At 60.4% G+C, this 22,320-nt stretch carries 17 protein-coding genes and 1 pseudogene; 12 read left to right on the plus strand and 6 right to left on the minus strand.

Annotated features, from left to right (window positions below):
* Window positions 1-99 precede the first annotated feature (99 nt).
* On the minus strand, window positions 100-543 hold the full coding sequence (locus tag ACXJ16_RS16815) for an Lrp/AsnC family transcriptional regulator (protein ID WP_463922681.1): 444 nt from the start codon (window positions 541-543) through the stop codon (window positions 100-102).
* Between the two features lie 125 nt (window positions 544-668).
* Between ACXJ16_RS16815 and putA the strand changes: the two genes are divergently transcribed.
* Window positions 669-4,295, plus strand: a complete 3,627-nt coding sequence (putA, locus tag ACXJ16_RS16820) for a trifunctional transcriptional regulator/proline dehydrogenase/L-glutamate gamma-semialdehyde dehydrogenase (RefSeq protein ID WP_463922682.1) — start codon at window positions 669-671, stop codon at window positions 4,293-4,295.
* Between the two features lie 27 nt (window positions 4,296-4,322).
* Here the strand turns inward: putA and ACXJ16_RS16825 are convergent, their stop codons facing one another.
* On the minus strand, window positions 4,323-6,074 hold the full coding sequence (locus tag ACXJ16_RS16825) for a chloride channel protein (protein WP_463922683.1): 1,752 nt from the start codon (window positions 6,072-6,074) through the stop codon (window positions 4,323-4,325).
* Between the two features lie 151 nt (window positions 6,075-6,225).
* On the opposite strand from ACXJ16_RS16825, the gene ACXJ16_RS16830 reads away from it, so the two are divergent.
* From ACXJ16_RS16830 to ACXJ16_RS16855, 6 genes are all read left to right on the plus strand, one after another.
* Window positions 6,226-6,891, plus strand: coding sequence for an amino acid ABC transporter permease (locus ACXJ16_RS16830; RefSeq protein WP_463922684.1), 666 nt, complete (start codon window positions 6,226-6,228; stop codon window positions 6,889-6,891).
* Window positions 6,888-7,559: an amino acid ABC transporter permease gene (locus ACXJ16_RS16835; protein WP_463922685.1), complete on the plus strand. Its 672-nt coding sequence runs from the start codon at window positions 6,888-6,890 to the stop codon at window positions 7,557-7,559. The genes ACXJ16_RS16830 and ACXJ16_RS16835 overlap by 4 nt, the downstream gene beginning before the upstream one ends.
* Window positions 7,552-8,325 carry an amino acid ABC transporter ATP-binding protein gene (locus ACXJ16_RS16840; RefSeq protein WP_463922686.1) on the plus strand — a complete coding sequence of 258 codons (774 nt, stop codon included), beginning with the start codon at window positions 7,552-7,554 and terminating at the stop codon, window positions 8,323-8,325. Before ACXJ16_RS16835 ends, ACXJ16_RS16840 begins: the two co-directional genes overlap by 8 nt.
* A 10-nt stretch (window positions 8,326-8,335) precedes the next feature.
* On the plus strand, window positions 8,336-9,259 hold the full coding sequence (locus ACXJ16_RS16845) for an aminotransferase class IV (RefSeq protein ID WP_463922687.1): 924 nt from the start codon (window positions 8,336-8,338) through the stop codon (window positions 9,257-9,259).
* A gap of 80 nt (window positions 9,260-9,339) precedes the next feature.
* Window positions 9,340-10,107 (plus strand): transporter substrate-binding domain-containing protein, encoded by a 768-nt coding sequence (locus ACXJ16_RS16850; protein ID WP_463922688.1) that lies wholly within the window; start codon window positions 9,340-9,342, stop codon window positions 10,105-10,107.
* Window positions 10,104-10,898: a pyrroline-5-carboxylate reductase family protein gene (locus ACXJ16_RS16855; protein WP_463922689.1), complete on the plus strand. Its 795-nt coding sequence runs from the start codon at window positions 10,104-10,106 to the stop codon at window positions 10,896-10,898. Before ACXJ16_RS16850 ends, ACXJ16_RS16855 begins: the two co-directional genes overlap by 4 nt.
* A gap of 23 nt (window positions 10,899-10,921) precedes the next feature.
* Here the strand turns inward: ACXJ16_RS16855 and ACXJ16_RS16860 are convergent, their stop codons facing one another.
* A complete protein-coding gene (locus ACXJ16_RS16860) occupies window positions 10,922-11,599 on the minus strand; it encodes a GntR family transcriptional regulator (RefSeq protein ID WP_463922690.1) in 678 nt (225 codons plus the stop codon).
* Window positions 11,600-11,722: 123 nt separating this feature from the next.
* A complete protein-coding gene (locus tag ACXJ16_RS16865) occupies window positions 11,723-13,477 on the minus strand; it encodes an amidohydrolase family protein (RefSeq protein ID WP_463922691.1) in 1,755 nt (584 codons plus the stop codon).
* Between the two features lie 36 nt (window positions 13,478-13,513).
* Between ACXJ16_RS16865 and ACXJ16_RS16870 the strand changes: the two genes are divergently transcribed.
* The 4 genes from ACXJ16_RS16870 to ACXJ16_RS16885 all read left to right on the plus strand — a co-directional run bounded on the left by ACXJ16_RS16870 (window position 13,514) and on the right by ACXJ16_RS16885 (window position 19,951).
* Window positions 13,514-14,383: an alpha/beta fold hydrolase gene (locus tag ACXJ16_RS16870; RefSeq protein ID WP_463922692.1), complete on the plus strand. Its 870-nt coding sequence runs from the start codon at window positions 13,514-13,516 to the stop codon at window positions 14,381-14,383.
* 49 nt (window positions 14,384-14,432) lie between these two features.
* Window positions 14,433-16,661, plus strand: a complete 2,229-nt coding sequence (locus ACXJ16_RS16875; protein ID WP_463922693.1) for a TonB-dependent receptor — start codon at window positions 14,433-14,435, stop codon at window positions 16,659-16,661.
* Window positions 16,662-17,290: 629 nt separating this feature from the next.
* Entirely contained in the window at window positions 17,291-19,345 is a 2,055-nt protein-coding gene (locus ACXJ16_RS16880; protein ID WP_463922694.1) for a TonB-dependent siderophore receptor, read from the plus strand.
* 90 nt (window positions 19,346-19,435) lie between these two features.
* Window positions 19,436-19,951: a hypothetical protein gene (locus ACXJ16_RS16885; RefSeq protein ID WP_463923322.1), complete on the plus strand. Its 516-nt coding sequence runs from the start codon at window positions 19,436-19,438 to the stop codon at window positions 19,949-19,951.
* 132 nt (window positions 19,952-20,083) lie between these two features.
* On the opposite strand, the pseudogene ACXJ16_RS16890 reads toward ACXJ16_RS16885, so the two are convergent.
* Window positions 20,084-20,329: pseudogene (locus tag ACXJ16_RS16890) on the minus strand (histidine kinase dimerization/phospho-acceptor domain-containing protein); the annotation flags it as partial.
* Between the two features lie 70 nt (window positions 20,330-20,399).
* A complete protein-coding gene (locus ACXJ16_RS16895; protein WP_463922695.1) occupies window positions 20,400-21,089 on the minus strand; it encodes a response regulator in 690 nt (229 codons plus the stop codon).
* A 263-nt stretch (window positions 21,090-21,352) separates the two neighbouring features.
* On the opposite strand from ACXJ16_RS16895, the gene ACXJ16_RS16900 reads away from it, so the two are divergent.
* Window positions 21,353-22,201 (plus strand): sensor histidine kinase, encoded by an 849-nt coding sequence (locus ACXJ16_RS16900; RefSeq protein ID WP_463922697.1) that lies wholly within the window; start codon window positions 21,353-21,355, stop codon window positions 22,199-22,201.
* Window positions 22,202-22,320: the final 119 nt, after the last annotated feature.

Genomic DNA, 22,320 nt, shown 5'->3' on the forward strand with positions numbered 1-22,320 from the left:
AGGCGTAGCGCAGGCATCACCCCACGACGCTGCGCGCTTTGCCTCGCTGAACGGGTGGGCACCGTCAATAAACAGCCGACGGAGGGGCGGAGCAAAGGTTCACACTCCACGATCCTTGACCGTTTCCATTGCAACAAAAGTGGATGTGCTTGCAACGTGTGGCAGACTGGAAATGCGTTCCCCTAGGATTGTCCGATAACGCCTTATGTCAGCCGTACGGACTTTCAGAAGATAGTCGAAACTGCTGGCAATCATGTGGCACTCTTCAATTTCTGGAATCCGGCAGATGGCCGCGTTGAACTCTTCCAAGGCCCTCTCCCGGGTGTCGGACAATTTCACCTCCGTAAAGGCAACATGGTCGAGAGCCATCTTCGTAGGGTCCAGGATGGCGCGGAAGCCGCGAATGACGCCATTGTGAATCAGCTTTCGCAGGCGAATCTGGCAGGGCGTCTTGGAAAGGCCGACATGTGCGGCAAGGTCAGTGACGGTCATTCGGCCATCCGCCGAGAGGGCAGCGATGATTTTGCGATCAAAATCATCCATATCGACTGATTCTACTAAATTTTCCATAAAGTACGCCTATTGTATGGTGTGATTAAAGTCGTTTTGATATGCTAAAAGCACAAATATGGTCAAATTGTTTTCTCTGGTTGCATTATGATCTCTCTATGACCTCGAGCCTCCCCTTCGCCGCCTTCGCCCCGCCCCTCCGCGTGCCATCCGCATTGCGCCGGGCGATCACCGCAGCCTATCGCCGGGACGAGGCGACGTGCATTGCGCCATTGCTTGAAGCGGCCGCGCTCGATGCCCCGACGCGCGAAGCGGTGCGGGAGACGGCGCGGCAACTCGTCATGGCCCTGCGTGCCGGGCACAAGGGCAGCGGCGTCGAGGGGCTGGTGCAGGAATATTCGCTGTCGAGCGAGGAGGGCGTGGCGCTGATGTGCCTGGCCGAAGCGCTGCTGCGTATTCCCGATGCGGCGACGCGCGACGCGCTGATCCGCGACAAGATCGCCGATGGCGACTGGAGCGCGCATCTCGGGCAGGGCAAGTCGCTGTTCGTCAATGCGGCGACATGGGGCCTTGTAGTCACCGGCAAGCTGGTCGGCAGTGTGGATGATCGCGGGCTGGGCGCGGCGCTGACGCGACTGGTGGCGCGCGCCGGTGAACCCGTGATCCGGCGTGGTGTGGATCTCGCAATGCGCATGATGGGCGAGCAGTTCGTGACCGGCCAGAATATCTCAGAAGCGCTCAAGCGCACCCGCCCGCTGGAGGCCAGGGGCTTTTGCTACAGCTATGACATGCTGGGCGAGGCAGCGACCACGGCGGCGGATGCGGCGCGCTACTATCGCGACTATGAAGTCGCTATCCATGCCATCGGCAAGGCGTCGGATCAGCGCGGAGTCTACGATGGGCCGGGAATTTCCATCAAGCTGTCCGCTTTGCATCCCCGCTACGTCCGCGCGCAGGCTGGCCGGGTGAAGGACGAGTTGCTCCCCTGCGTCCGCGCGCTCGCGCTGCTGGCCAAACGTTATGACATCGGCCTCAACATCGACGCGGAGGAGGCGGACCGGCTCGAACTGTCACTGGATTTGCTAGAGAGCCTCGCGCTTGACCCCGGCCTTGCCGGATGGGACGGGCTCGGTTTCGTCGTGCAGGCCTATGGCAAGCGTTGCCCCTTCGTCATCGACTGGATCGTGGACCTTGCCCGGCGTGCCGGGAGGCGGATGATGGTGCGCCTCGTCAAGGGTGCCTATTGGGATGCTGAGATCAAGCGCGCGCAGGTCGAAGGCCTGGCCGACTTTCCTGTCTACACGCGCAAGGTCCATACGGACGTGGCCTATATCGCTTGCGCGAAAAAGCTGCTGGCCGCGCCCGACGCGGTGTTTCCGCAGTTCGCGACTCATAATGCGCAGACGCTCAGCGCCATCTATCATCTGGCTGGACCAAACTTCACGGTCGGTGACTATGAGTTCCAGTGCCTGCACGGCATGGGCGAGGCTTTGTATGAGCAGGTCGTGGGCAGCGACAGGCTCGACCGGCCCTGCCGGATCTATGCGCCTGTGGGAACGTACGAGACACTGCTGGCGTACCTGGTGCGGCGGCTGCTGGAAAATGGCGCCAATTCCTCCTTCGTCAATCGCATCGCCGATCCTGCCGTTTCGGTCGAGGCGATGATCGGGGATCCGGTCGAGACAGTGCGTGCGATGCCGCATCCGGGGGCGCGGCATGACGCGATCGCGCTGCCGTCCGCTCTCTATCCTGACAGGCCCAACTCGGCGGGAATTGACCTCAGCGACGAAGAGGCTCTGACCATGCTCGCCGCGGCGCTTCAGCGCAGCGTCGCCATGCACTGGCAAGCCGCGCCTATGGTTGCGGGACTTCAGATCCAGCGCAGCGCTCGGCCTGCTGTGAACCCGGCCGATCATCGCGACCAGGTCGGCGCGGTCGCCTTCGCGCTCGAGCGCGATGCCGTTCACGCCGCCAAGGTCGCCGCGCTCGCTGCCGCCCGATGGGCTGCGACGCCTGTGGAGCAGCGCGCAGTCTGTCTGCAAAAGGCAGCCGACGCCATGCAGTCGCGGATGCCGATCCTCCTCGGCCTGATTGTCCGCGAAGCAGGCAAGTCGTTGCCCAACGCCATTGCGGAGGTGCGCGAGGCGATCGACTTCCTGCGCTATTATGCCGCTCAGGCTCGGGCTACATTTGGTGATGCACAGACCCCGCTTGGGCCAGTCACCTGCATCAGCCCGTGGAATTTCCCGCTCGCAATTTTCACCGGACAGGTCGCGGCAGCGCTTGTCGCGGGTAACCCGGTTCTTGCAAAGCCAGCCGAGGAAACGCCCCTAATTGCGGCCGAGGCGGTGAGGCTGCTTCATACTGCGGGCATTCCGGAAGATGTGTTGCAACTGCTCCCCGGCGATGGTGCCATCGGCGCCGCGCTGGTCGCAGCGCCCGAGACGTCGGGGGTGATGTTCACTGGATCGACGGAAGTTGCGCGCCTGATCCAGCGCCAGCTCGCCATGCGGCTCTCGCCCGGCGGCAGGCCCATCCCGCTCATCGCGGAGACGGGCGGACAGAATGCAATGCTGGTCGACAGCTCCGCGCTGGCCGAGCAAGTGGTGGCGGACGTCATTGCCTCCGCCTTCGACAGTGCGGGACAGCGCTGTTCCGCGCTGCGCCTGCTGTGCATTCAGGAGGAGGTTGCCGATCGGACGCTCGCCATGCTGAAAGGCGCGCTGAAGGAGTTGAGGATCGGGCGCACCGACCGGCTGGCGGTCGACATCGGTCCCGTCATCACCATCGATGCGCGTGAGACGATCCTGAAGCATGTCGAGGCCATGGAAGCGCTTGGCCGATCCGTCGAGCACCAGGCGCTGCCGGACGAGGCGGGGGCGGGCAGCTTCGTGCCGCCCGTGATCATTGAGATCCAAAGTTTAGCGGACATAGGACGCGAAGTCTTTGGTCCCGTGCTTCACGTCCTGCGCTACCGCCGGGAGACGATGACGGATCTGGTGGATGCGATCAACGCCATGGGTTACGGCCTGACCTTCGGCCTGCATACGCGCCTCGACGCAACGGTCGCGGCGGTGACCGCCCGGATCAAGGCGGGCAATCTCTACATCAACCGCAATGTCATCGGAGCGGTTGTTGGCGTCCAACCCTTCGGCGGGCGTGGCCTTTCCGGTACCGGGCCGAAAGCAGGAGGGCCGCTGTATCTCGGGCGTCTGGTAACGCAAGCACCGCGCGTCTTGGCGTCTGCGGCGATGGGCGACGAAGCGCTGGACGTTTTTGCCGCCTGGCTGGAGGCGCAGGGCGAACCATCGGCTGCGGCTAAGGCGAAGGCCTATGGCGCTGCCTCGGCACTCGGCCATGCGCAGACGCTGCCGGGGCCCGTGGGCGAGCTTAATCATTATGCCCTGCACCCACGCGGCTGTATCCTGATGCGTCCCAGGACCCGGGCAGGGTTGTTCGAGCAGATGGCCGCGGTGCTCGCCACGGGTAACCGGGGACGGATCGAGGGCATGCCATTGCCTGACGGCCTGCCCACGCTCGTGACTGCCGTCTTTGCCATCGAGCGCGAGGCGGCGGTGGCCGCCGCACTGATCGAGGGATCGGCGGAACAGCTGTCGGCCCTCCTGCGCGAGATGGCGGACCGGCCGGGGAGCATCGTACCCGTGTATCCTGCCGATCCGCGCGCCGCGCTGGCCTACGCGCCGGACTGCCTGCTGGAGGAGGTGTCGATCTCGGTCAACACAACCGCTGCGGGCGGCAATGCCAGCCTGATGATGATTGGCTGATCGGCGCCAGAAGGGTCTGCCCACCGGTCAATGGGCAAGCGCGCGTTCGACCTCTGCGGCATAGCGCCGGACTACAGATGCTTCCCGCAAAAGCCCCGCCAGCTTCCCCGTGGCACTGTCGGTGACGGCGATGGTCTCCAGCCCGAACTGGCGGAACAGCCGCATCGCTTCCAGAATGGAGGCATGACGGTCGATCCGGTATTCGGCCTGTGTTGCAATTTCTCCGATAGTACGTGAGGCAGCCTCTTGGTCATGGCGCGTTTCGTGAGCTACAGGCACATATACCAGGCCCTTGTAGTAACCGTAGACATCGGTCAGCACGATGGTATTCACGCTGGAGCCTAGCGGGTGACGCGCCCGAAAATCCGCGATGGAGATATCAGCGAACGTGGAGCGCGGCTCGACAAGCATGAGGTCTCCGGCGTGTATTTCCCTTTGCCACCCGATGTCCATCGCACTGTCGATGGCTTCACCGCGCAGATGCAGGCGCCATGTCGAATAGCTGAAACCGAAAAACTGGCGGACGATGACGTTGGAGGCGGCTGAGACGACAAGCACCGGGCCGATCAGGCTGAACGTGCCGGTTGCCTCGAGCACCAGAAAGGCAATGGCAAGCGGGGTGCCCAGGACACCGCTGGCGAAGCCCGCCATCCCGATCAGCATCAGGAATGTTGGGTCTATCGGGCCAAAAGGCGCGCAGGCTGCCCAGATTGCCGCTCCCGTGAGGGCGCCGAGGTAGAGTGACGCGAAAAACAGGCCCCCGCGAAATCCGGTCGCTAGCGTGATAGTGGAGGCCAGTACCTTGGCCGCCAACAGCGACATCACGATCCATGAAGCCGGGACCGTGACAAATAGGGCGTGGAGAGCCTCATGACCAGACCCCATGGCGGTGGGCGTTAAGGCGATAAGGAAGCCGAGCGCTACGCCGCCGCACAATAGCCGGTGACTTGCGCGTACGTGCAGTACGGCAAGTGCTTCAGCTTTCACCACCAGCCACATAAGCGCAATCGCCGCTATGCTACAGACAAGTGCCATACCGACCGCTGCGCCATATTCGATAAGGTCGTCCATGCGTTCGACCGGGGGGAGGATACGATAGGCTTCCATTCCCATCAGACGGGCAGTGATCGCCCCGCTGATGGATGCGCTGAGAACCGCTCCGGCAATGGGTACCGAGTAAGCGCCAAGGACCAGTTCACAGGCATAGAACATGCCCGCTATGGGGGCCCCGAACGCAGCCGAGATGGCTGCGGCGGTCCCGCTTGCGACCAATATGCGGATGTCCGACCGTCGCAGTCGAAGGGCAGTCGCGCATTTCGAACCAAAGGTTGCGCCGCATTGAGCGTAGGCTGCCTCCAGCCCGACCGAGGCGCCGGTCCCATTGGATAATATGGTCTGAGCCGCAATTACCCCAGCGTCACGCCATGACATTTTCCCACCATGCAACGCATTGGCTTCCAACGGGTCAACCATCGGTCTGCGTCGGACATAGGGGCTAAGGGCCAGAATGGCTATTGCGCCAATGACTGGCCCCGCAAAGAAGAACATATCCTTGCCATGAGAATAGTGGAGGCTGATCGTGCCAGCACTGGTCGTCAGCAAATGTGACAAAACCGTCATGAGCACGACGCACGCCCCGGCTGCGACTCCTATGGCGCTTGCAAAAGCCACAATAAGGACTTCACGATACTCCGTCCGCGCCCAACGAGCGCGGCTGATCAAAGTGGTGGCAAGTCCGGTTCGTGCCGGCTGCAGTGAGCGAGATTTATGAATGGTCATGAGAAAGCACTTGCACCCTCAGAGGAATTATGCTCGATTGTCAACAATCAATCATCGAGGAAATTGACGGGCTTGGAGGGTGTTTCGCCGTTTCTTCCGATCGTTTTCCTCTTGCGTCCGGGCAGCGCCACAGAACCATGAAGAGCTGGAAATGACGTACGATTGGGATTTCGATCCCGTTTTTGCAGGGATGGGGCTGTTGCTCCGGGGGCTCGGCGGCACGGCAGTGCTTGCAGCCTGTTCCATCGCATGTGGAATCGTAACGGGCGGGGTGCTGGCGACCGCCCGAATGCGTGGGGGTCCCCTCGGCGCAATGGCCCGACTGGTGATCGAATTTTATCGCAATACACCGCCAATCGTACATTTCTTCTGGTTCTTCTATGCACTCCCGCTGATCAGCTCTGTCAGGCTTGATCCCTTTGTCGCAGCATGGCTGGCGCTAAGCACGCAGTCTGGCGCTTTCTACGCAGAGGTTTTCCGGGGCGGCGTTGCGGCCGTGCCCAGGGGGCAATGGGAAGCGGCCCGAGGGCTGGGCATGCGGGATATGGCCTTGCTCTGCCACGTCATCCTCCCACAGGCGATGCGCCGGATGATCGCGCCCTTCGTCGAGCGCTCCTTCGAACTCATCAAAACGACGGCGCTGGCGGCTACGCTGGCCTATGGCGACCTTCTGTACAATGCGATGCAGCTCAACGCACAGACCTTTCGCCCGCTGGAGGTCTTCACCTGCGTCGCTCTGATCTACTTCGTGGTTCTCTTCATGCTCAGTCAGCTGGCGCGGATGTGGGAGCGGCGGGTGATGAGGAGTGCGGCATGAACGACGCGCACCTCTCTTCACTGTCCTTCATGATGGACGTCTGGCCTGTCCTGTGGCGCGGATTGGGCGCCACGCTTCTCCTTTGGCTGGTGTGCGCTGTCCTCGGCTTCGGCTTGGGCCTGCTGTTGGCCTTGGGCCGATTGACCCGGTCGGTTCCGGTCCGGCTGACACTGGACTTCCTGTTCGAAGTCTTTCGAGACACGCCAGTCCTCGTCCAGCTCATATGGTTTTATTATGTCTTTCCGATCGTTGCGGGCATCCATGTATCAGCGTTTGCGGCAGCGGTTCTAGGACTTGGCCTCAATACGGCGGCCTATAGCTCGGAGATATTCCGGACCGGTATCGCCAATGTTCCTCGCGGCCTGACAGAGGCAGGTGCCGCGCTGGGGATGAAGCCATCTGTCGTTTTCCGTGCGATCGTTCTGCCCAGTGCTGTCATGCGGATGATCCCGGCGATCACAAACCGTGCCGTAGAACTGGCCAAGGTCACCTCACTTGCCTCGGTGCTGTCCGTCCATGAGCTGATGTATCAAGGACGGTTGCTGAACGCCGTTTATTACCGCCCGCTCGAAACCTTCACCGCTGTCGCCCTGATCTATCTGGCCGTCATCACGCCGGGCACGATGCTGTCAGCCCACCTCGAACGAAAGGTAGCGCGCTATGGATAACACAATAGCCGCCGGGGCCATGCCGCACCTGCGGGTCGCGGGCCTGCATAAATCCTTCGGTGCGCTGGAGGTCATCAAGGGTATCGACCTCGATGTGCAGGCGGGCGAACGCATCGCGATCATCGGCGGCAGCGGTTCAGGCAAGAGTACCTTCCTACGCTGCATCAATCATATGGAGACGCCTAGCGCAGGGCGCGTAGTGGTGGATGGCGTGCCCTATGCGCATCCCGTCTCCAGGCGCGACCTGCTTCAGTTGCGCCAGCGCGTCGGGATGGTGTTTCAGCAGTTCAATCTGTTTCCGCACATGACCGTCGTCCGCAACGTGGCGGAGGCGCTGGTACGCGTGCACGGACTGACGCGCAGCGAGGCCGACTCTTTAGCTATGGCCGAACTGGAGAAGGTCGGCATGGAGGGTAAGGCACATAACTATCCCGCGCGTCTCTCCGGCGGCCAGCAGCAGCGCGTGGCGATTGCGCGGGCATTGGCCATGAAACCCGAGATCATGCTGTTCGACGAGCCAACCTCGGCGCTCGACCCCGAACTGGTATCTGAGGTTCTCACCGTCATCCGGGGACTGGCAGAGGAAAAGCGCACCATGCTGCTCGTCACGCATGAGCTGGGCTTTGCCTATCATTTCGCCACCCGAATCCTCTTCATCGCCGATGGCCGTATCCATGAGCAGGGCACCCCTGAGGAGATTCTTAAATCACCCAAATTGCCGAGGACACAGGCTTTCCTCGAACGCTTCACCGAATTCAAATTTTAAGGACTGGAGAATGACATTGCTGACACTGGCCGATAGCGAGCGGAGTGCACAGGGCTATCAGGCCGATCCGCGCAACGATGCGGTGAAGGTCTATCTAAATGGTGCCTTCGTGCCGCGCTCCGAGGCAACGGTCTCCATCTTCGACAGCGGCTTCGTCCTGGGCGACGGAGTTTGGGAAGGCCTGCGCCTGGTCAATGGCCGCATCATCGCGATCGACGATCATATGACCCGCCTGTTCGAGGGTGCGAATGCGCTGATGATCGACATCGGTATGACCCCGGCGGCAATGGTCGCGGCGATCATGGCCACCTTGGCCGCGAATGATATGACCGACGGCGTGCACATTCGCCTGATGGTTTCTCGCGGCCGGAAGGCTACGCCGAATCAGGATCCGCGGTTCGTCGTGGGGGGCGCGACCATCATCATCGTACCCGAATACAAACAGCCCCGGTCGGAGGTGCTGGAAAAAGGAATCGCGCTGTTCACATCCACCTTCCGGTGCAGCCCGCCCGACATCTTCAACCTCCACCTCAACACCCACAGTCGCCTGAACTTCATTCAGGCGTTGATACAGGCGATCGCCGCGGGCGCGGACGAGGCGCTGATGCTCGACCCAAGCGGCTTCGTCGCAAGTTGCAACTCCACCAATTTCTTCATCGTGCGCAAGGGGGAACTGTGGACCTCCACCGGCCGCTTCAACTTCAAGGGCATCACCCGGTCCAAAATTATCGCACTGGCTGAGAAGAACGGTATTGTGGTGCAGGAAAAGGATTTCACGCTGGCCGAGGTCTATTCGGCGGACGAAGCCTTTGTCACCGGCACGCTCGCCAGCCTGATGCCGGTCAGCAGGATCGATGGCCGGACTATCGGCAAGGAAATCGGCATGGGTCCGGTCTCGGCAGCGCTGCGCGACATCTACATGCAATCGCTGTGACCGTACCAGCGACTTCCATCGGAAGAAGGCGGTTCCTGGCCGGGGCGGCCGCCACAGCGTTGACCGGCGTTGCGGGCTGCATGCCCCGTTATGCCTCGACGCTGGCGCAGATCCGCAGCAGCGGCATCCTGCGCGTAGGGCTGGCCAATGGCGCGCCCTGGTTCGAACTCGACCCTATTTCCGGCGAGTGGCAGGGCATCGGCGTCGAAGTCGGCCGTAGGCTGGCTGTGGACCTCGAGGCGCGTTTCGTGCCGGTGGAAACGAGTTGGAGCCAGGCGGTCGCCGGGCTTCAGGCCAATCAATATGATGTGCTGCCCATCCTCGACCCCACGCCGCAACGGCGCAACGCGGTAGATTTCCCGAATGTGCCGCTGTTCCACTATGCCATGGGCGCTATCGTGGCGGGCAGCGGCTTCCAGCATTGGTCACGCTTTGATAATCCGGCTATGCGGATCGCGGTGGCGATGGGCACGGCGGGGGATGGCTTCGCCGCCGCCATGGCGCCCCGCGCCCAGATACTGCGCTTCACTGCCATAGAGGAAGCGATCTCTGCCTTCGCCGCGGGGCGGGCCGATGCCGTGGTCTTCTACTTCCCCGCGCTCGTGTCCCAACATGCCAAGATCGGTCTCGGCAGGCTCGTCCTGCCTGAGCCCGTGCACCCCGTCTCCACCAGCGCCGGTATCCGGAGGGAGGCGGACGGTGCATGGTCGCGCTGGCTGAGCGCACGCTTCGCTGCCTATGAAGCTGAAGGCGTCAGTCTTTCGCTATTTGAGGATTATGCGCGACAGTTTGCGCACAGCCCTGCCGAGGCACGCGAACTCGCCGCTAAGATGATGGGATCAACATGACCACAACCAAGCCCGCCATAATCTTCGTCGGCGCCGGCCGCATGGGCGGTGCGCTCATCGCGGCGATGGTAGGCGACGTGCGGGTCCATTATGTCGACCCGGCGATAGCCGACATAGCGGGTGCCGTCCGCCTGCAGAGCTTGGCCGAAGCCGCGCATGTGCCGGGCATCATGGGCATGGTCGTGGCCACCAAGCCTGCCATGGTTCGCGAGACTATCCGTCAGGCGCGGGCCCATCTGCCTGCCGATGCTTTCATCTTGTCCATCGCGGCAGGCGTGATGCTGGCGGACATGCGTGCCAGCGCGGGTGACGATCGCCCGCTGATCCGCCTCATGCCCAACCTTCCGGCGCTGGTGGGACAGGGGGCGCTGCTGTTCGCGAGCGACCAAGCGACGACGAACGCCCTGCGCACCACGATCGACACGTTGTTCGCGCCTGCTGGACGATGCTTCTGGCTCGATGGCGACCCGCTCTTCGATGCGGTCACGGCCCTGTCGGGCAGCGGCCCAGCTTATTTCTTCCGCCTGGCCGAGGCGATGGCGCGTAGCGGAGCTGCCCTCGGTCTGCCGCTGGAGCTTGCGATGCAGATGGCCGGGGCGACGCTGGCGGGCGCTGGGGCGCTGTGTTCGCAGGGGAGTCTCTCGCTGTCGGACCTGCGCGAGAATGTAACCAGCCCGGGTGGAACCACCGCGGCGGCGCTGGCGACATTCGCGGACGGCGGCATTGACATATTAGTCGATAGAGCAATGCAGGCCGCGGCACGGCGGTCCGTCGAACTATCGCAGGTATAGCCGCGCGAGTCCGCCGGGTGGGTTCAGTTCGCCTTAGCCAGAGCCGCCGCGAGATAGCTTTGTGTTGCCTTGCTGCCACGCTGCATATGGTCCAGGATCTCATCCTTCAGCGCCACGATACTGTCCCCGCAGGCCACCAAGATATAGGAATCGTGCGCCTCCCGCTTGGGACCGCGACGGCCATGCGCGCGATGGTTAGCCGCCCAGTAAAGCTGCAGACGTCCGCGCAGTCCGCTCCATATCTGTTGAAGCAACGCATGGTCGCTAGCCTCAAAGACAAGAGAGTGCAGGTGCAACTCGGCCAGGATGCTGGCCATCTCATCTCCGCCGTCTATTGCCTCGTTCAAAAGATTCTGCCGCTTCAATATCTCGCTACGGAACGCATCATCGCGCCGATCCCAGATCAATTCAAACGCAAAGGTCTCCAATACGGTGCGCATTGAGTAGATTTCGCGTACATCCTGGACGGACAGGTCGATGACACGGGTACCGGTGAAGGGCACCTGCACCAGCAATCCCTCATCGACCAGCTGCCGAATCGCTTCGCGCAATGGGCCACGACTGACACCGAACTGTTCAGCTAGCGCTGATTCTACTATGGGCGCTCCCGGTTCTATGTCTCCCTCAAGTATTGCCTTGCGCAATTCGACGGCGATGCGCGTGCCGAAAGTCTGTTTGGGGAGGCGCGTGGCTAACACCATATGTCTGCAGGATCTCCGTGGTTCCACGTTATTATCGATGAGCGCACTCCATTTGAGCGCACGCAGAACCACTGGGCGATGGGACGAAGATTGTCAACATTCGACAATCGTTGTCGGTCGACCTTACCAGAGATTATAGTGCAGTTCCCCCGCGCGGTCCTGCTGGACGATGGCTTCAACGTCACGCAGCATTTGTTCTGGATCGACGAGCCGGCCATTCACCGCGACGTAGCGGATGGCGCTATGGCGCGGCGCACCGTCTTTGTCGGCCCTTGCCGTGGCACGCGGCATCAGCACCTTGAAATTCTCCAGTGGATTCTCGTCCACCAGCAGGAAATCGGCTGCATATCCAGGGCGAATCGTCCCGGTGTTCGGTTGCTGTATAGCGCGAGCCCCTTCCTGCGTTGCTGCCCGCACGACCTCCAGCGGTGTTAACCCGGCCTCCAACAGCAATTCCATCTCGCGGATTGTCTGGAACCCGAAGACCTGGAAAGGACCACCGGAATCGGCTCCAACTGCCAGATGACCGCCCGCCGCGACATAGCTGCGAATGAACTCCATCCAGCGGCGATACGAAATCGCTGCCGATGCCTCGTCATTGCTGGTCCATTTGTCGAAGATGGCGCCGTGACGCGTGGGGTCCGGGGTGCTCCAAAGCTTGAGGGCGCTGGGCAGCGCGTAGGCTGCCAGCCAGGGCACGTTGGAGGCGCGGGTATAATCGCGCTGCTTCTCATAGACTACCATCGTGGGCACCATGGTGAAGCGCCCCTTGACGCTTTCGGTCACCAGTTCGGGAAGGGTCTTCTCTTTCAGCCTCGCAATGTCCGCCTGCTGCCAGATGCCCAGAGTCTCGCGAAAACGAGCCCGTTCGTCGCCGTAATTATAGCCAGAGGGAAGGCGCGGAATCGTCAGATCGTCTACCAGCGCGGTTTCAGCATAGCCATAATGATGCTCGATGCTGCTCGCCCCGTCCCGCGCGACAGTGAGCGCGTTGATCGCCGGCGTCGCGGTCTCGGTTATATGAACTGCCAGACCCATACCGTAGCGTTGCGTCTCCTTGCCGAGAGCAGCAACCATTTCTGGATACTCTGCCTGGGCGTAGACGAGTTTGATCCCGTCGACCCCCATGGCGTGCCAACGCTTGACCAGGGAAGGCACCTGGTTTGCATCCTGGATGTCGGGCGGCAGAAAGGGATAGACCTTCAAGCGCGGCGCAATCTCCCGCCCCGCCTCAATCGCGTGCTTTTCAGTCATGATCGCTTCGGGGACATCTTTGCCGGCATCGGTTAGCGATCCGTCGAGATTGCGTATGCTGGTGACACCATTGGCAAGAAACAAGCGATAGACATATTCCTTTGGCATGCCTCGGAAATGCGTGTGAGCGTCGATCAGGCCCGGCATCATGAACTTGCCTGTACCGTCGATAAGCCGCATGCCGGGTTGTGTCGGCGCGGCAGCGGCAGCGGGCTTTCCATGCGCGTTGGTTATGGAAGCGATTTTCGCGCCGGAGATCGTCACATCGACAGGCCCCTGCATCGGCGCACCGCTTCCATCGATCAGCATAACATTGGCGATCACCAGTCGATCGTAGGCGGGCGAGAGTTCGCTATCGACTGGAGGCACTTTCACGCCGTTTGCGGCATCGGCCCTGGCTGGGTGATGGTAGAGGACGGCGAGGGCGAGGCTTGCGGTCGCCAGATGGAGTCGGGCTGATTTCACAGGATAGCCTTCGAAGATGAATGAAGATGCGCCAGAGTGTAAGGCGACGCCGGTTATTGTCAACAATCGAGCATCATCCATTTTTCCCTTGCCAAGCCTGCAGATCAATGGTTGATTGTTGACAATCGAGCATGTCGGGGGTTTGCCACTGTGAGTCATCCTGATCCCACGTATCACCGGCCACCCAGATGGGCATTGCTGCGTCTGACGATCGCAAGTTTCTGCTGCGCCGGCCTGTCTTGTTCTTCTGTGGAAGCGCAGCCCGCCGCAGCGCCCGTCAGCGCGACAACCTCTGAAATCTACCTGCTACGGACGCCAGAGACCCTCATAGAGGTCAAGACGTGGGGCATGGCTGGTCCGCTGGTTATCCTGTTGCCCTCCATGGGGCGTGGTGCCGAGGATTTCCAGGAAGTAGCGATGCGTCTCGCCAGCCAGGGGATGCGTGTCGTCGCGCCGCAGCCGCGCGGCGTGGGCGGTTCGATCGGGGCGCTCGATCATCTCTCGCTTTCGTTGCTCGCCGCTGATGTAGCTAGCGTGATCACGCACGAAAATCGGGGGCCTGCTGTCATTGTTGCCCACGCCTTTGGTGGTTTCGTGGGGCGCCAGTTGGGTGTGATGCATCCAGACATGATAAAGGCGTTCGTGATTGTGGGGGCAGGCTCCAAATCTTATCCACGCTCGCTTCTGCTCGGCTCCATAAACCTTTCCGACCCCAATTTTCCTGCTGATCAGCGTGACGAGATCTTGCGCCACCAGATGTTCGCGCCTGGCCGGCCGGTCGATGTGTGGCGCAGCGGGTGGTATCGTGAGGCGCACCTTGCTCAACATGGGTTGACGACAGGTCCCTGGGCTCCGCCGCCTTACCCTCCCAGCGTACCAATCCTCGATCTTCAAGGCGAGTTCGATGCTTATCGACCAGCCACATCCCGCAATGAGTTGCGCGACGCTCTCGGCCCCCAGGTTAGCGTGCGGGTGGTCAAGGGAGCCGGGCACGTTCTGTTTCAGGAGGAACCGGCCCAGGTCGCAGACGCGATCAGCGCCTGGATCAAAAGCAACAAGTTATGACCGCGCGGAGCCAACCTGCGGCACAACAAACAATGTTAGGGGCCCTTTCATGATTGAATCCAGACTAATACTTGCTTCCGCATCGCTGCTGTCGTTGTTGACCGCGAACGCCGCATTCGCGCAGGAGGCGGCGCCAGACCGAACAGACGACACCGGGCTTGCCGAGATTGTCGTTACCGGCACCAAAAAGGCCCGAGCGGAATCGCTGCAGCGCGTCCCGATCGCCGTTACTGCTTTCAATCGTGAGCAGATCGAAACAACCTTTGCGCGGGACATCACGGATTTCGGGCTCGTCACGCCTGGCGTGCGGTTCCAGACTGTCGGCACCATACCCGGTGTCGTCAACTTTTCAATTCGCGGCATGGGCATCAACTCCAGCATAGCGTCCGACGAGCCGACCGTCGGCGTCGCCATTGACGGCGTCTATCTCGCTTCGATTATCGGTGGGGCGGTGGACAACTTCGATCTTGAGTCGATCGAGATCCTGCGCGGTCCGCAGGGCACTCTGTTCGGCCGTAACGTGACCGGCGGTGCCGTTGTCATCACTACGCGCCGGCCCAAGGGCGAGTTCGGGCTAGACGTGCTAAGCAACATCGGTTCAGGCGGGCGGCAGGAAATTTCCGTTGCCGTGGAGGATGCCATCACCAGTTCCCTGGCAGGCCGGGTATCGGTCTCCTACAAGCATCTCGACGGCTTTTTCAAGAACCGCGCCATCCCCGGTCGCCGCGTGGACACGAGGGATGCGTGGACGATCCGCCCCTCATTCAAATGGGAGCCAGATGCGGAAACCACCGTGTCCTTGATCGGCGAGTATACCCATGACAACGGAGGCGGCGCGACCGTGCGCCTCGTTGAGACCGACCCCGCCATCGGCCTTCAGCGTCCGGTCAGTGCGGGTGGTAGGGGCTATATCCCACCATCGGACCCGCTCACTCTCGACCAGAATACACCGTCCTTTACCAACCAGCGCATCGCTAACGCCACGCTGGAGATTAAGCGAAGGGTTGGAAATGGCGAGCTGACTTCCGTCACCGGCTATCGCAACATCAAGGTGGACAGCGTACTGGACCAGGACGCCACCTCTTACGCCATTCAGGAATATTATTTCCGCTTCAAGCAGGAGCAGCTCAGTCAGGAGCTGCGCTATGCTGGCACGACGTTGAACGACAGTCTTGACTACACGCTGGGCGTTTACCTCTTCGGCCAGACCTTCCGGTCCCAAAGCCTCGTTCTCTCGCCGAGCAATCCGGCCGCATCCAACATCGCCGATGGCGAACTAAGCGAGCGGACATATGCGGGGTTCGGGCAGGTCGAATGGCGCTTCGCCCCTACATTGGCGGTCACAGCCGGTGCGCGCGTCAGTTATGACAGAAAGACCGCGGACATCGGCGCAGGCATGACAGGACGAGTGGCGCGCGGGGCGTGCGATCCTACCGTCCTGCCAAACATCAGCTGCGTGCATAATTTCCATGGCAGTACCGACGCGACAGATTTTAGCCCGAAACTGGGCCTCAGCTGGAAGCCCGACGTTTCCACGATGGTCTTCGGCAGCGCTTCGCGCGCCTACCGCAGTGGCGGTTTCAATGTTCGCAATTACAACGCTGCCGCTTCGCCGGGGCCGTATATGCCGGAGCGGGTTACAGCATTCGAGGCAGGTGTGAAGCGCGACTGGTTCGACCGACGCCTACGTACGAACCTCACCGCCTATTACAACAAGTTCAAGGACCTGCAGGAGACGGTACTTGACACCTCGGGCATTTCCACGGTGCTGAACGCGGCCAGTGCAACGATCTGGGGCGCGGAGTTCGAGGGGACGGTGATCCCAGTCCGCGGCCTGACGCTAAGCGGCAATGTGGGCTATATCAATGCTTCCTATGATGCCTTTAATGGGCTCGACCTGACCGGCGACGGCATTCCCGATCCGGCGCTGGCGAAGAACCTGATGCTGGTGCGCGCGCCGAAGTGGACCTGGTCAGTGACAGGTAACTATCGTACGCAGGTTGGGCAACTGGGCGAGCTGATGTTCAACGCGTCCTACAGCTATACGGGGCGCCAACCGCTGGGTGTACCTAATTATGCGATCTTTGATCCATATAAACTGCTTGACGCCAGTATCCGCTATACCACACCGGACAAGGTCATGACGGTATCCATCTATGGCAAGAACCTGACTGACGAATATTACGGGACCACCGGCTTCTACCAGAGCGCGACGGGAAGGGGCCTCTATCTTTCGCCCCCCCGCAGCTATGGCGTGGAATTCGCTTTTCATTTCTGACACCATACTTCGTCGAGCGGGCCGGATTGGCGATCCGGCCCAGATAATATCACGCGCTACGGGAAATCTAAACCATCCAGTTTTGATATTTAATTTATATGGTGCTGATGAACGCCAGGCCTAAGATCGGACAATCATGGCCTTCGCCTTCTGGAAACTTCTCGTGGTTCGAGGACGGTCTTTCCCTCAGAACTAAAATCGGACTGCTGTCGGCCCTTGGACATCGAGTTTTCCGGCAGCCTGTCAATCGTCACATCACTCTCGCGGATGACCGATCCGACACCGTCATCTGGACTGCCTGGAATTAAAAATTTCCCGACTATTGCTTCATGGCGGGATGGATGCGTCACCGGAATTACCCATATAGCCGCGACCTTTCGGCCAAATTTTGTTCAGGTAAATCCATTTCAGCATATTTCTCGATATCGGTCCTTAGGGAGATCGGGGACCGCTCCGCTTTCGCAATGGTCCGGGCACATTCAGCAATCAAATATCACGAAGCAGATAGCAGGTGAAACTTGATACTGCGTCCTATTATCTCTTAACGCTGCCGGAGGAGAGTAAGCGACGCCGTAACGATCTGCCCGTCGAAAAGGGAAGCCGGCCACCATTCGATAGGGGATCCATAAGTGAAATTTTTGTTGTTCCGAGCGTCTGCGGCTGCGTTGCTGGCTGCGGCCCCGGCGGTCGCTCAAGAAGGGACCCTACTTGATGAGATCCTGGTTACCGGCAAGCGTCATAGCTTCCGCCCGGAACAAGCTGCTGGCGCTACCCGAACTCAGACTGCGATCGAGGATATACCGCAAGCCATTCAGGTAGTGCCTCGTGCAGTACTCGACGAGCAGCAGGTTACCCGCCTTGGCGATGCGGTTGCGAACGTCTCGAATGTTCAGCAAGGAGGCACGCAAGGCAACCGATCCGAACAATTCGTTATCCGTGGGTTCGAGCTTTCTTCGTACGCGATCGATGGAATATTGCTGTCGCCCGCGCAAAATTTCACCGAGACCATTCGTGATCTGGCCAATGTAGCGCAAGTTGAAGTGCTCAAAGGGCCCGCGTCTGTCCTGTATGGAAGAGGCGAACCCGGAGGAACCATCAACATCGTTACCCGTCGTCCGTCCACGACCTTCGGACTTGAAGCCTCGGTGCAGGCGAACGACTATGGCCTGCGCCGCGGACAGATGTCAGTGACCGGCCCGGTGAGCGACACTCTGTCCGCGCGCGTCAGCGTAGCCGCTCAGCAGACCGGAAGTTTCCGCGATTTTCAAGCCGACGGCGAAAGGATTTTCTTTGCTCCCACAATCGCATGGCGACCATCAAGTTCGACGCGCGCGGACATCGATTACGAATACACTTACCAGAAGAGCCCGGGCGATCGCGGCCTTGTTGTAGTCGGTGATACAGTTCCCGGACCGGCGTCGCGAAGCTTTGGCGAGCCTTGGTCCGAGAATGAGGGGCGCTCACATACTATCCGTGCGCGCATCGAGCAAGATGTTGCAGACTGGCTCACATTGCGCCAGATCGTGTCGCGTCAGGCCGGGGATAGCGGCCGGAACTTTGCAGACTTCACCGGCATCTCGGCCGATGGTCTTTATCTTCTGCGTCGCGGCGTGAGGCAAAACCAGCGCGTTGAGGCGACAACCAGCCAGACCGAGGCCCTTTTGCGTTTTCGCACCGGCCCTGTACGCCATCTGGTCTTGGCCGGATTCGAGTATGTCGATGCGCATCGCGACACAATGGAGGACCGGGCAACGCTCGCGCGGATCAGCATTGCGGATCCAATCCAGGGAGCGCTGCCAGGGCCATTTGCTTTCGCACGTGCGGTTAGTGTCGATGCGAAGTTCATGGCGCCGTATCTGCAGGATCAAATCAAGCTGGGCGAAACTCTGAATATTGTAGCCGGTCTGCGCTGGGACGATGTCGATCAAACAACAACGGATAATGGCATCCGTACAGTCGAAAACGGTCGCCGGGCTTCTCCCAGACTGGGCCTGGTATGGCATCCCGATCGGTCGCTGGCTCTTTATGCGAACTGGTCGACGTCCTTTCGTCCGCGCGCCGCAACTGTCTTTGGCGGTGGCGCTGCTCCCACCGAGACTGGTCGGCAATATGAAGCCGGTGTAAAATGGACACCGGAAGGCGGCAAGATCATTGCGTCGGCGGCTGTATTCGAGATCGTGAAAAACAATGTCAGTTCCGCGGACCTTGTCAACAACGGTTACGTCGTTGTAACGGGACAACAGCGTGTACGCGGAGCCGAATTCGATCTTAGCGGAGAAATTCTTCCCGGCTGGCAGGTTATCGCCGGTGCGGGATATCTCGATGCCGAAGTGACGCGCGATACCGTGATACCTGTCGGTAACAATCTGCGGGGCGTTCCTCGCTTCAGCGCCAATGTGTGGACCACTTACCGTTTTCAGAACGGCCTACTGGAGGGGCTGATGCTCGGCGGTGGGCTGACACAGATTGGCAAACGCTCAGGCGATCTCGCCAATAGTTACTCGGTACCAGGCTTCACTCGCTTTGATTTGACTGCGGGCTACAAGTTCGCCGATCATTATCGCATCAGCCTGATGGTTCGCAATCTGACCGATCGCTATTACATCGAGCAGCCGGTCACGCGCACCACCAACTATCCTGGGGCACCGCGTACCATTTCAGTGACACTGGGTCTGGAAATCTAACGTTTCCTCGCCGCGCCATCCAGGGTGCGGACTTGCGACATCGTCAATCCGTAAGCTCTGCCGAGCATCGGCACGAATACAATTGGAACGATGGCCGCCGCTGCACGACTGCCTTGGGCATTTTCCAAGCACATGTTGATTGGAAAACGCTCCAAACCAATGAGGCAGAGCAGCCCAGACCCAGCAGCCGGATCTAAACTTGATCTAGCACATGACATCGACAGAGAAGGGAATGTCTATCTCGAAAGCGATGCCGTCTTGATCCTTGAGCCGACAGCATGTGACACTTCCTCCGTGCGCTTCAATGAGTGCGGAGGCGAGCGCGGGCCCAATCCCATTTGGCTTGTAGGTTTGTTCTTCGGAATGAAAAAAAGGAATGAAGAAGTCCGCAGCCTCAGCTGCGGTAAGAGTCCATCCAGGGCAGCAGAGGGTCAGGACCGGATCTTCGCCGGAGCTTCCTTTAATGACAACGGATCGACCTTCAGTCAGATGGCTTTGCGCGAAGCGCAGGAGTATCTCCAGCGCCTGGGTCAAGCGAAGGTGATCACAGCGCACAAGCGCTGGGGCATTTCCTTCAAGCAGGCCGGTTTGCGTGAAGCTGGCTGAATGGCCGATCCGGTCGATTGCACGCTGGACAACTTCGCGCAAATCAACGACGCGATAGTCGAGAATGAGATCGCCGGCGTGGGCTCGGGCAAATGTGCCCAATTCGTCGACGATGCGCAGCAGCCCATCGACCTGATCAAGCAAGCGCTGGCATTCTCCGCTCTCAGGCCTGATTACGCCATCTTCGAGGCCATGAAGCCGACCCTTCAAAATCGTGAGCGGTGTGCGCAGCTCATGAGCGAAACCCGCCAAGAAGATATCCCGCTCCCTCGTGCGGCCTTCCGCCTTATGGTTTCTATCGGCTGGTGATGCCGCTTTGCCAGGGACGGCCATTCCATTGCGCTCCGTTGAGCCAGTCATGTTCTTCCCGCCCATCATCGGTAACCGTCCCACCAAAGGCGAGGGGAGAGGCAGAGGGAGAGAAGCCACGTATCGGTGAAGTTACGCATCACGCTTCCAACCACAACCGATAGCCCACGCCGCGGACCGGCTCGATAAGGTCTCTGCAGCCGACTGCGGCAAGTTTCTGCCGAAGTTTGGAAAGGTGGCTGTCAACGACCCTGTCGAAAGCTTCACTGCCCGGTGCGGCAGCTTCCAGAAGCTCCGCCCGTGTAAACGCGCGGCGCGGGTAGCGCGCCATATGCGCCAGTATCTCGAACTCGGTTGGTGTGAGATTGAGCCGCTGCTCACTGGCCTCGCCTTCAACACAACTCGCGAGCCGGGACTCGAGATCGATGACGAGCGGCCCGATCGTGATACGTTTGGGCTCGCGGGCGCCAGATGCCCGGCGCAGCACCGCTCGAATGCGTTCAATCACCTCGGAAGGATTGAAAGGCTTCACGACATAGTCGTCAGCCCCTATCCGGAACGAGGACAGCTTGGACACATCGTCGTCGACGGCCGTCACCATGATGACCGGCGTATCCGTTCGACGCCGCACGGCAGCGAGGACGTCCAGGCCATCGCCCCCGGGAAGGCCGATATCCAGCAGCACCAGATCCGGCGCGCTCTGGCTATGGATCATGATTGCTTCCGGGACCGAGACTGCGCGCAGGACCTGCATGCCGGCCCGCTCGATATAGGCGACCAGCAGGTCGGCGATCTCACGTTCATCTTCGACAACCAGTATTTTCGACATTTTCCATTCACCTCAGGAACCTCCATGCCGCAGCTTGATGGAGATATGGTGGAGATATGTTCCTGGCGGGATCATCTGCTGCCAGAAGGCCGCGCGGTGAACGGAATTTATCAATCGATGAGACGAGGTAGGGTGGTGGGCCATGCCTGCCGTCTCCTGATTGAACACCCAATCTCGACGGGATCGACATGAAGCATCCATCATTCACTCTCCGCGCCTCGCGAGCTTTCCGTGCCAGCTTGGCGCCGCGCGCGGAAACAGCCGTGATCTATCCGTTCCCGTTTTCGCCCCGGGAAGGCGCACGGACGAGGGTTGCGCATTTCGGCTCAGATTACCAGAAGGATGGGACATCCATGCCCTTGCAGATCGTCACGTCGAGGCAGCCAGTCGTTCAGCCCCACACGGCGAATGAAAAGCTTATGCTCACCGCCGGCATATCCCATGAGCTGCGCACGCCCCTCACGATCCTCAAGGGCAGGCTCCATGGCATCGAGGATGGTGTTATCGAACCGGACAGCGGAGAAACCGCGCGTTTGCTCAGGCAGATTGATCATGTCCTCGAAATCGTCAACGACCTGGACATGCTCGCACAGGCCGATCTTGGACGCCTTTCCCTGGCGCTTCAGCTTGTCGATCTCGGCGATGTCGCCCGAAAAGTCATTTCTGATCTGAGGCCGCTGTTCGAGCGGCACGACATCACTATTGTGGAGAATATCGCGTCAACGGACGTCATGGGTGACCCGGTACGCCTGACCCAGATCATCACGAACCTCATTACCAACGCGGCGAAGCACTCGCAGGTCGGTGGTCGTATTCTTGTCGATGTCGATAGTCACGACGGTGAAGCACTGTTGACGGTGCGGGATGAGGGCCCTGGTATCGAGGCGGGCGATGAGGAGCGAATCTTCAAGCCTTTCTGGCGTTCGGCATCGACAATCAAACGTGCCGGGTGTCCCGGGACTGGCCTTGGCCTTGCTCTTACGGCGCGTCTTGTTGAAGCGCATGCGGGCGCCATCACTGCTAAAAACAGGCAGGATCGGTCCGGAGCCAGCTTCCAGGTGAAATTTCCGGCGTCCGAAAGTGAGCGAAAAGGACCTCTGGCGCGGAACTGAATTTGGAACAGAGGTGCCAAGGGTCGCCTCGATTGACCTGATCCAGGCGGGCTGGAGATAAGTCTCCATCATATCTCCATGGAACTATGCTCAACCGTGGCGACGGACGTCAGCGACCC

The organism is Novosphingobium sp. TK71 (genome assembly GCF_055361505.1).

What these genes read in the sequence shown, in the direction of transcription:
- ACXJ16_RS16815 (WP_463922681.1), bottom strand. Translation starts at nt 543, where the DNA reads ATGGATGATTTTGATCGCAAAATCATCGCTGCCCTCTCGGCGGATGGC.
- putA (WP_463922682.1), top strand. Translation starts at nt 669, where the DNA reads ATGACCTCGAGCCTCCCCTTCGCCGCCTTCGCCCCGCCCCTCCGCGTG.
- ACXJ16_RS16825 (WP_463922683.1), bottom strand. Translation starts at nt 6,074, where the DNA reads ATGACCATTCATAAATCTCGCTCACTGCAGCCGGCACGAACCGGACTT.
- ACXJ16_RS16830 (WP_463922684.1), top strand. Translation starts at nt 6,226, where the DNA reads ATGACGTACGATTGGGATTTCGATCCCGTTTTTGCAGGGATGGGGCTG.
- ACXJ16_RS16835 (WP_463922685.1), top strand. Translation starts at nt 6,888, where the DNA reads ATGAACGACGCGCACCTCTCTTCACTGTCCTTCATGATGGACGTCTGG.
- ACXJ16_RS16840 (WP_463922686.1), top strand. Translation starts at nt 7,552, where the DNA reads ATGGATAACACAATAGCCGCCGGGGCCATGCCGCACCTGCGGGTCGCG.
- ACXJ16_RS16845 (WP_463922687.1), top strand. Translation starts at nt 8,336, where the DNA reads ATGACATTGCTGACACTGGCCGATAGCGAGCGGAGTGCACAGGGCTAT.
- ACXJ16_RS16850 (WP_463922688.1), top strand. Translation starts at nt 9,340, where the DNA reads ATGCCCCGTTATGCCTCGACGCTGGCGCAGATCCGCAGCAGCGGCATC.
- ACXJ16_RS16855 (WP_463922689.1), top strand. Translation starts at nt 10,104, where the DNA reads ATGACCACAACCAAGCCCGCCATAATCTTCGTCGGCGCCGGCCGCATG.
- ACXJ16_RS16860 (WP_463922690.1), bottom strand. Translation starts at nt 11,599, where the DNA reads ATGGTGTTAGCCACGCGCCTCCCCAAACAGACTTTCGGCACGCGCATC.
- ACXJ16_RS16865 (WP_463922691.1), bottom strand. Translation starts at nt 13,477, where the DNA reads ATGACTCACAGTGGCAAACCCCCGACATGCTCGATTGTCAACAATCAA.
- ACXJ16_RS16875 (WP_463922693.1), top strand. Translation starts at nt 14,433, where the DNA reads ATGATTGAATCCAGACTAATACTTGCTTCCGCATCGCTGCTGTCGTTG.
- ACXJ16_RS16885 (WP_463923322.1), top strand. Translation starts at nt 19,436, where the DNA reads ATGGCCGCCGCTGCACGACTGCCTTGGGCATTTTCCAAGCACATGTTG.
- ACXJ16_RS16895 (WP_463922695.1), bottom strand. Translation starts at nt 21,089, where the DNA reads ATGTCGAAAATACTGGTTGTCGAAGATGAACGTGAGATCGCCGACCTG.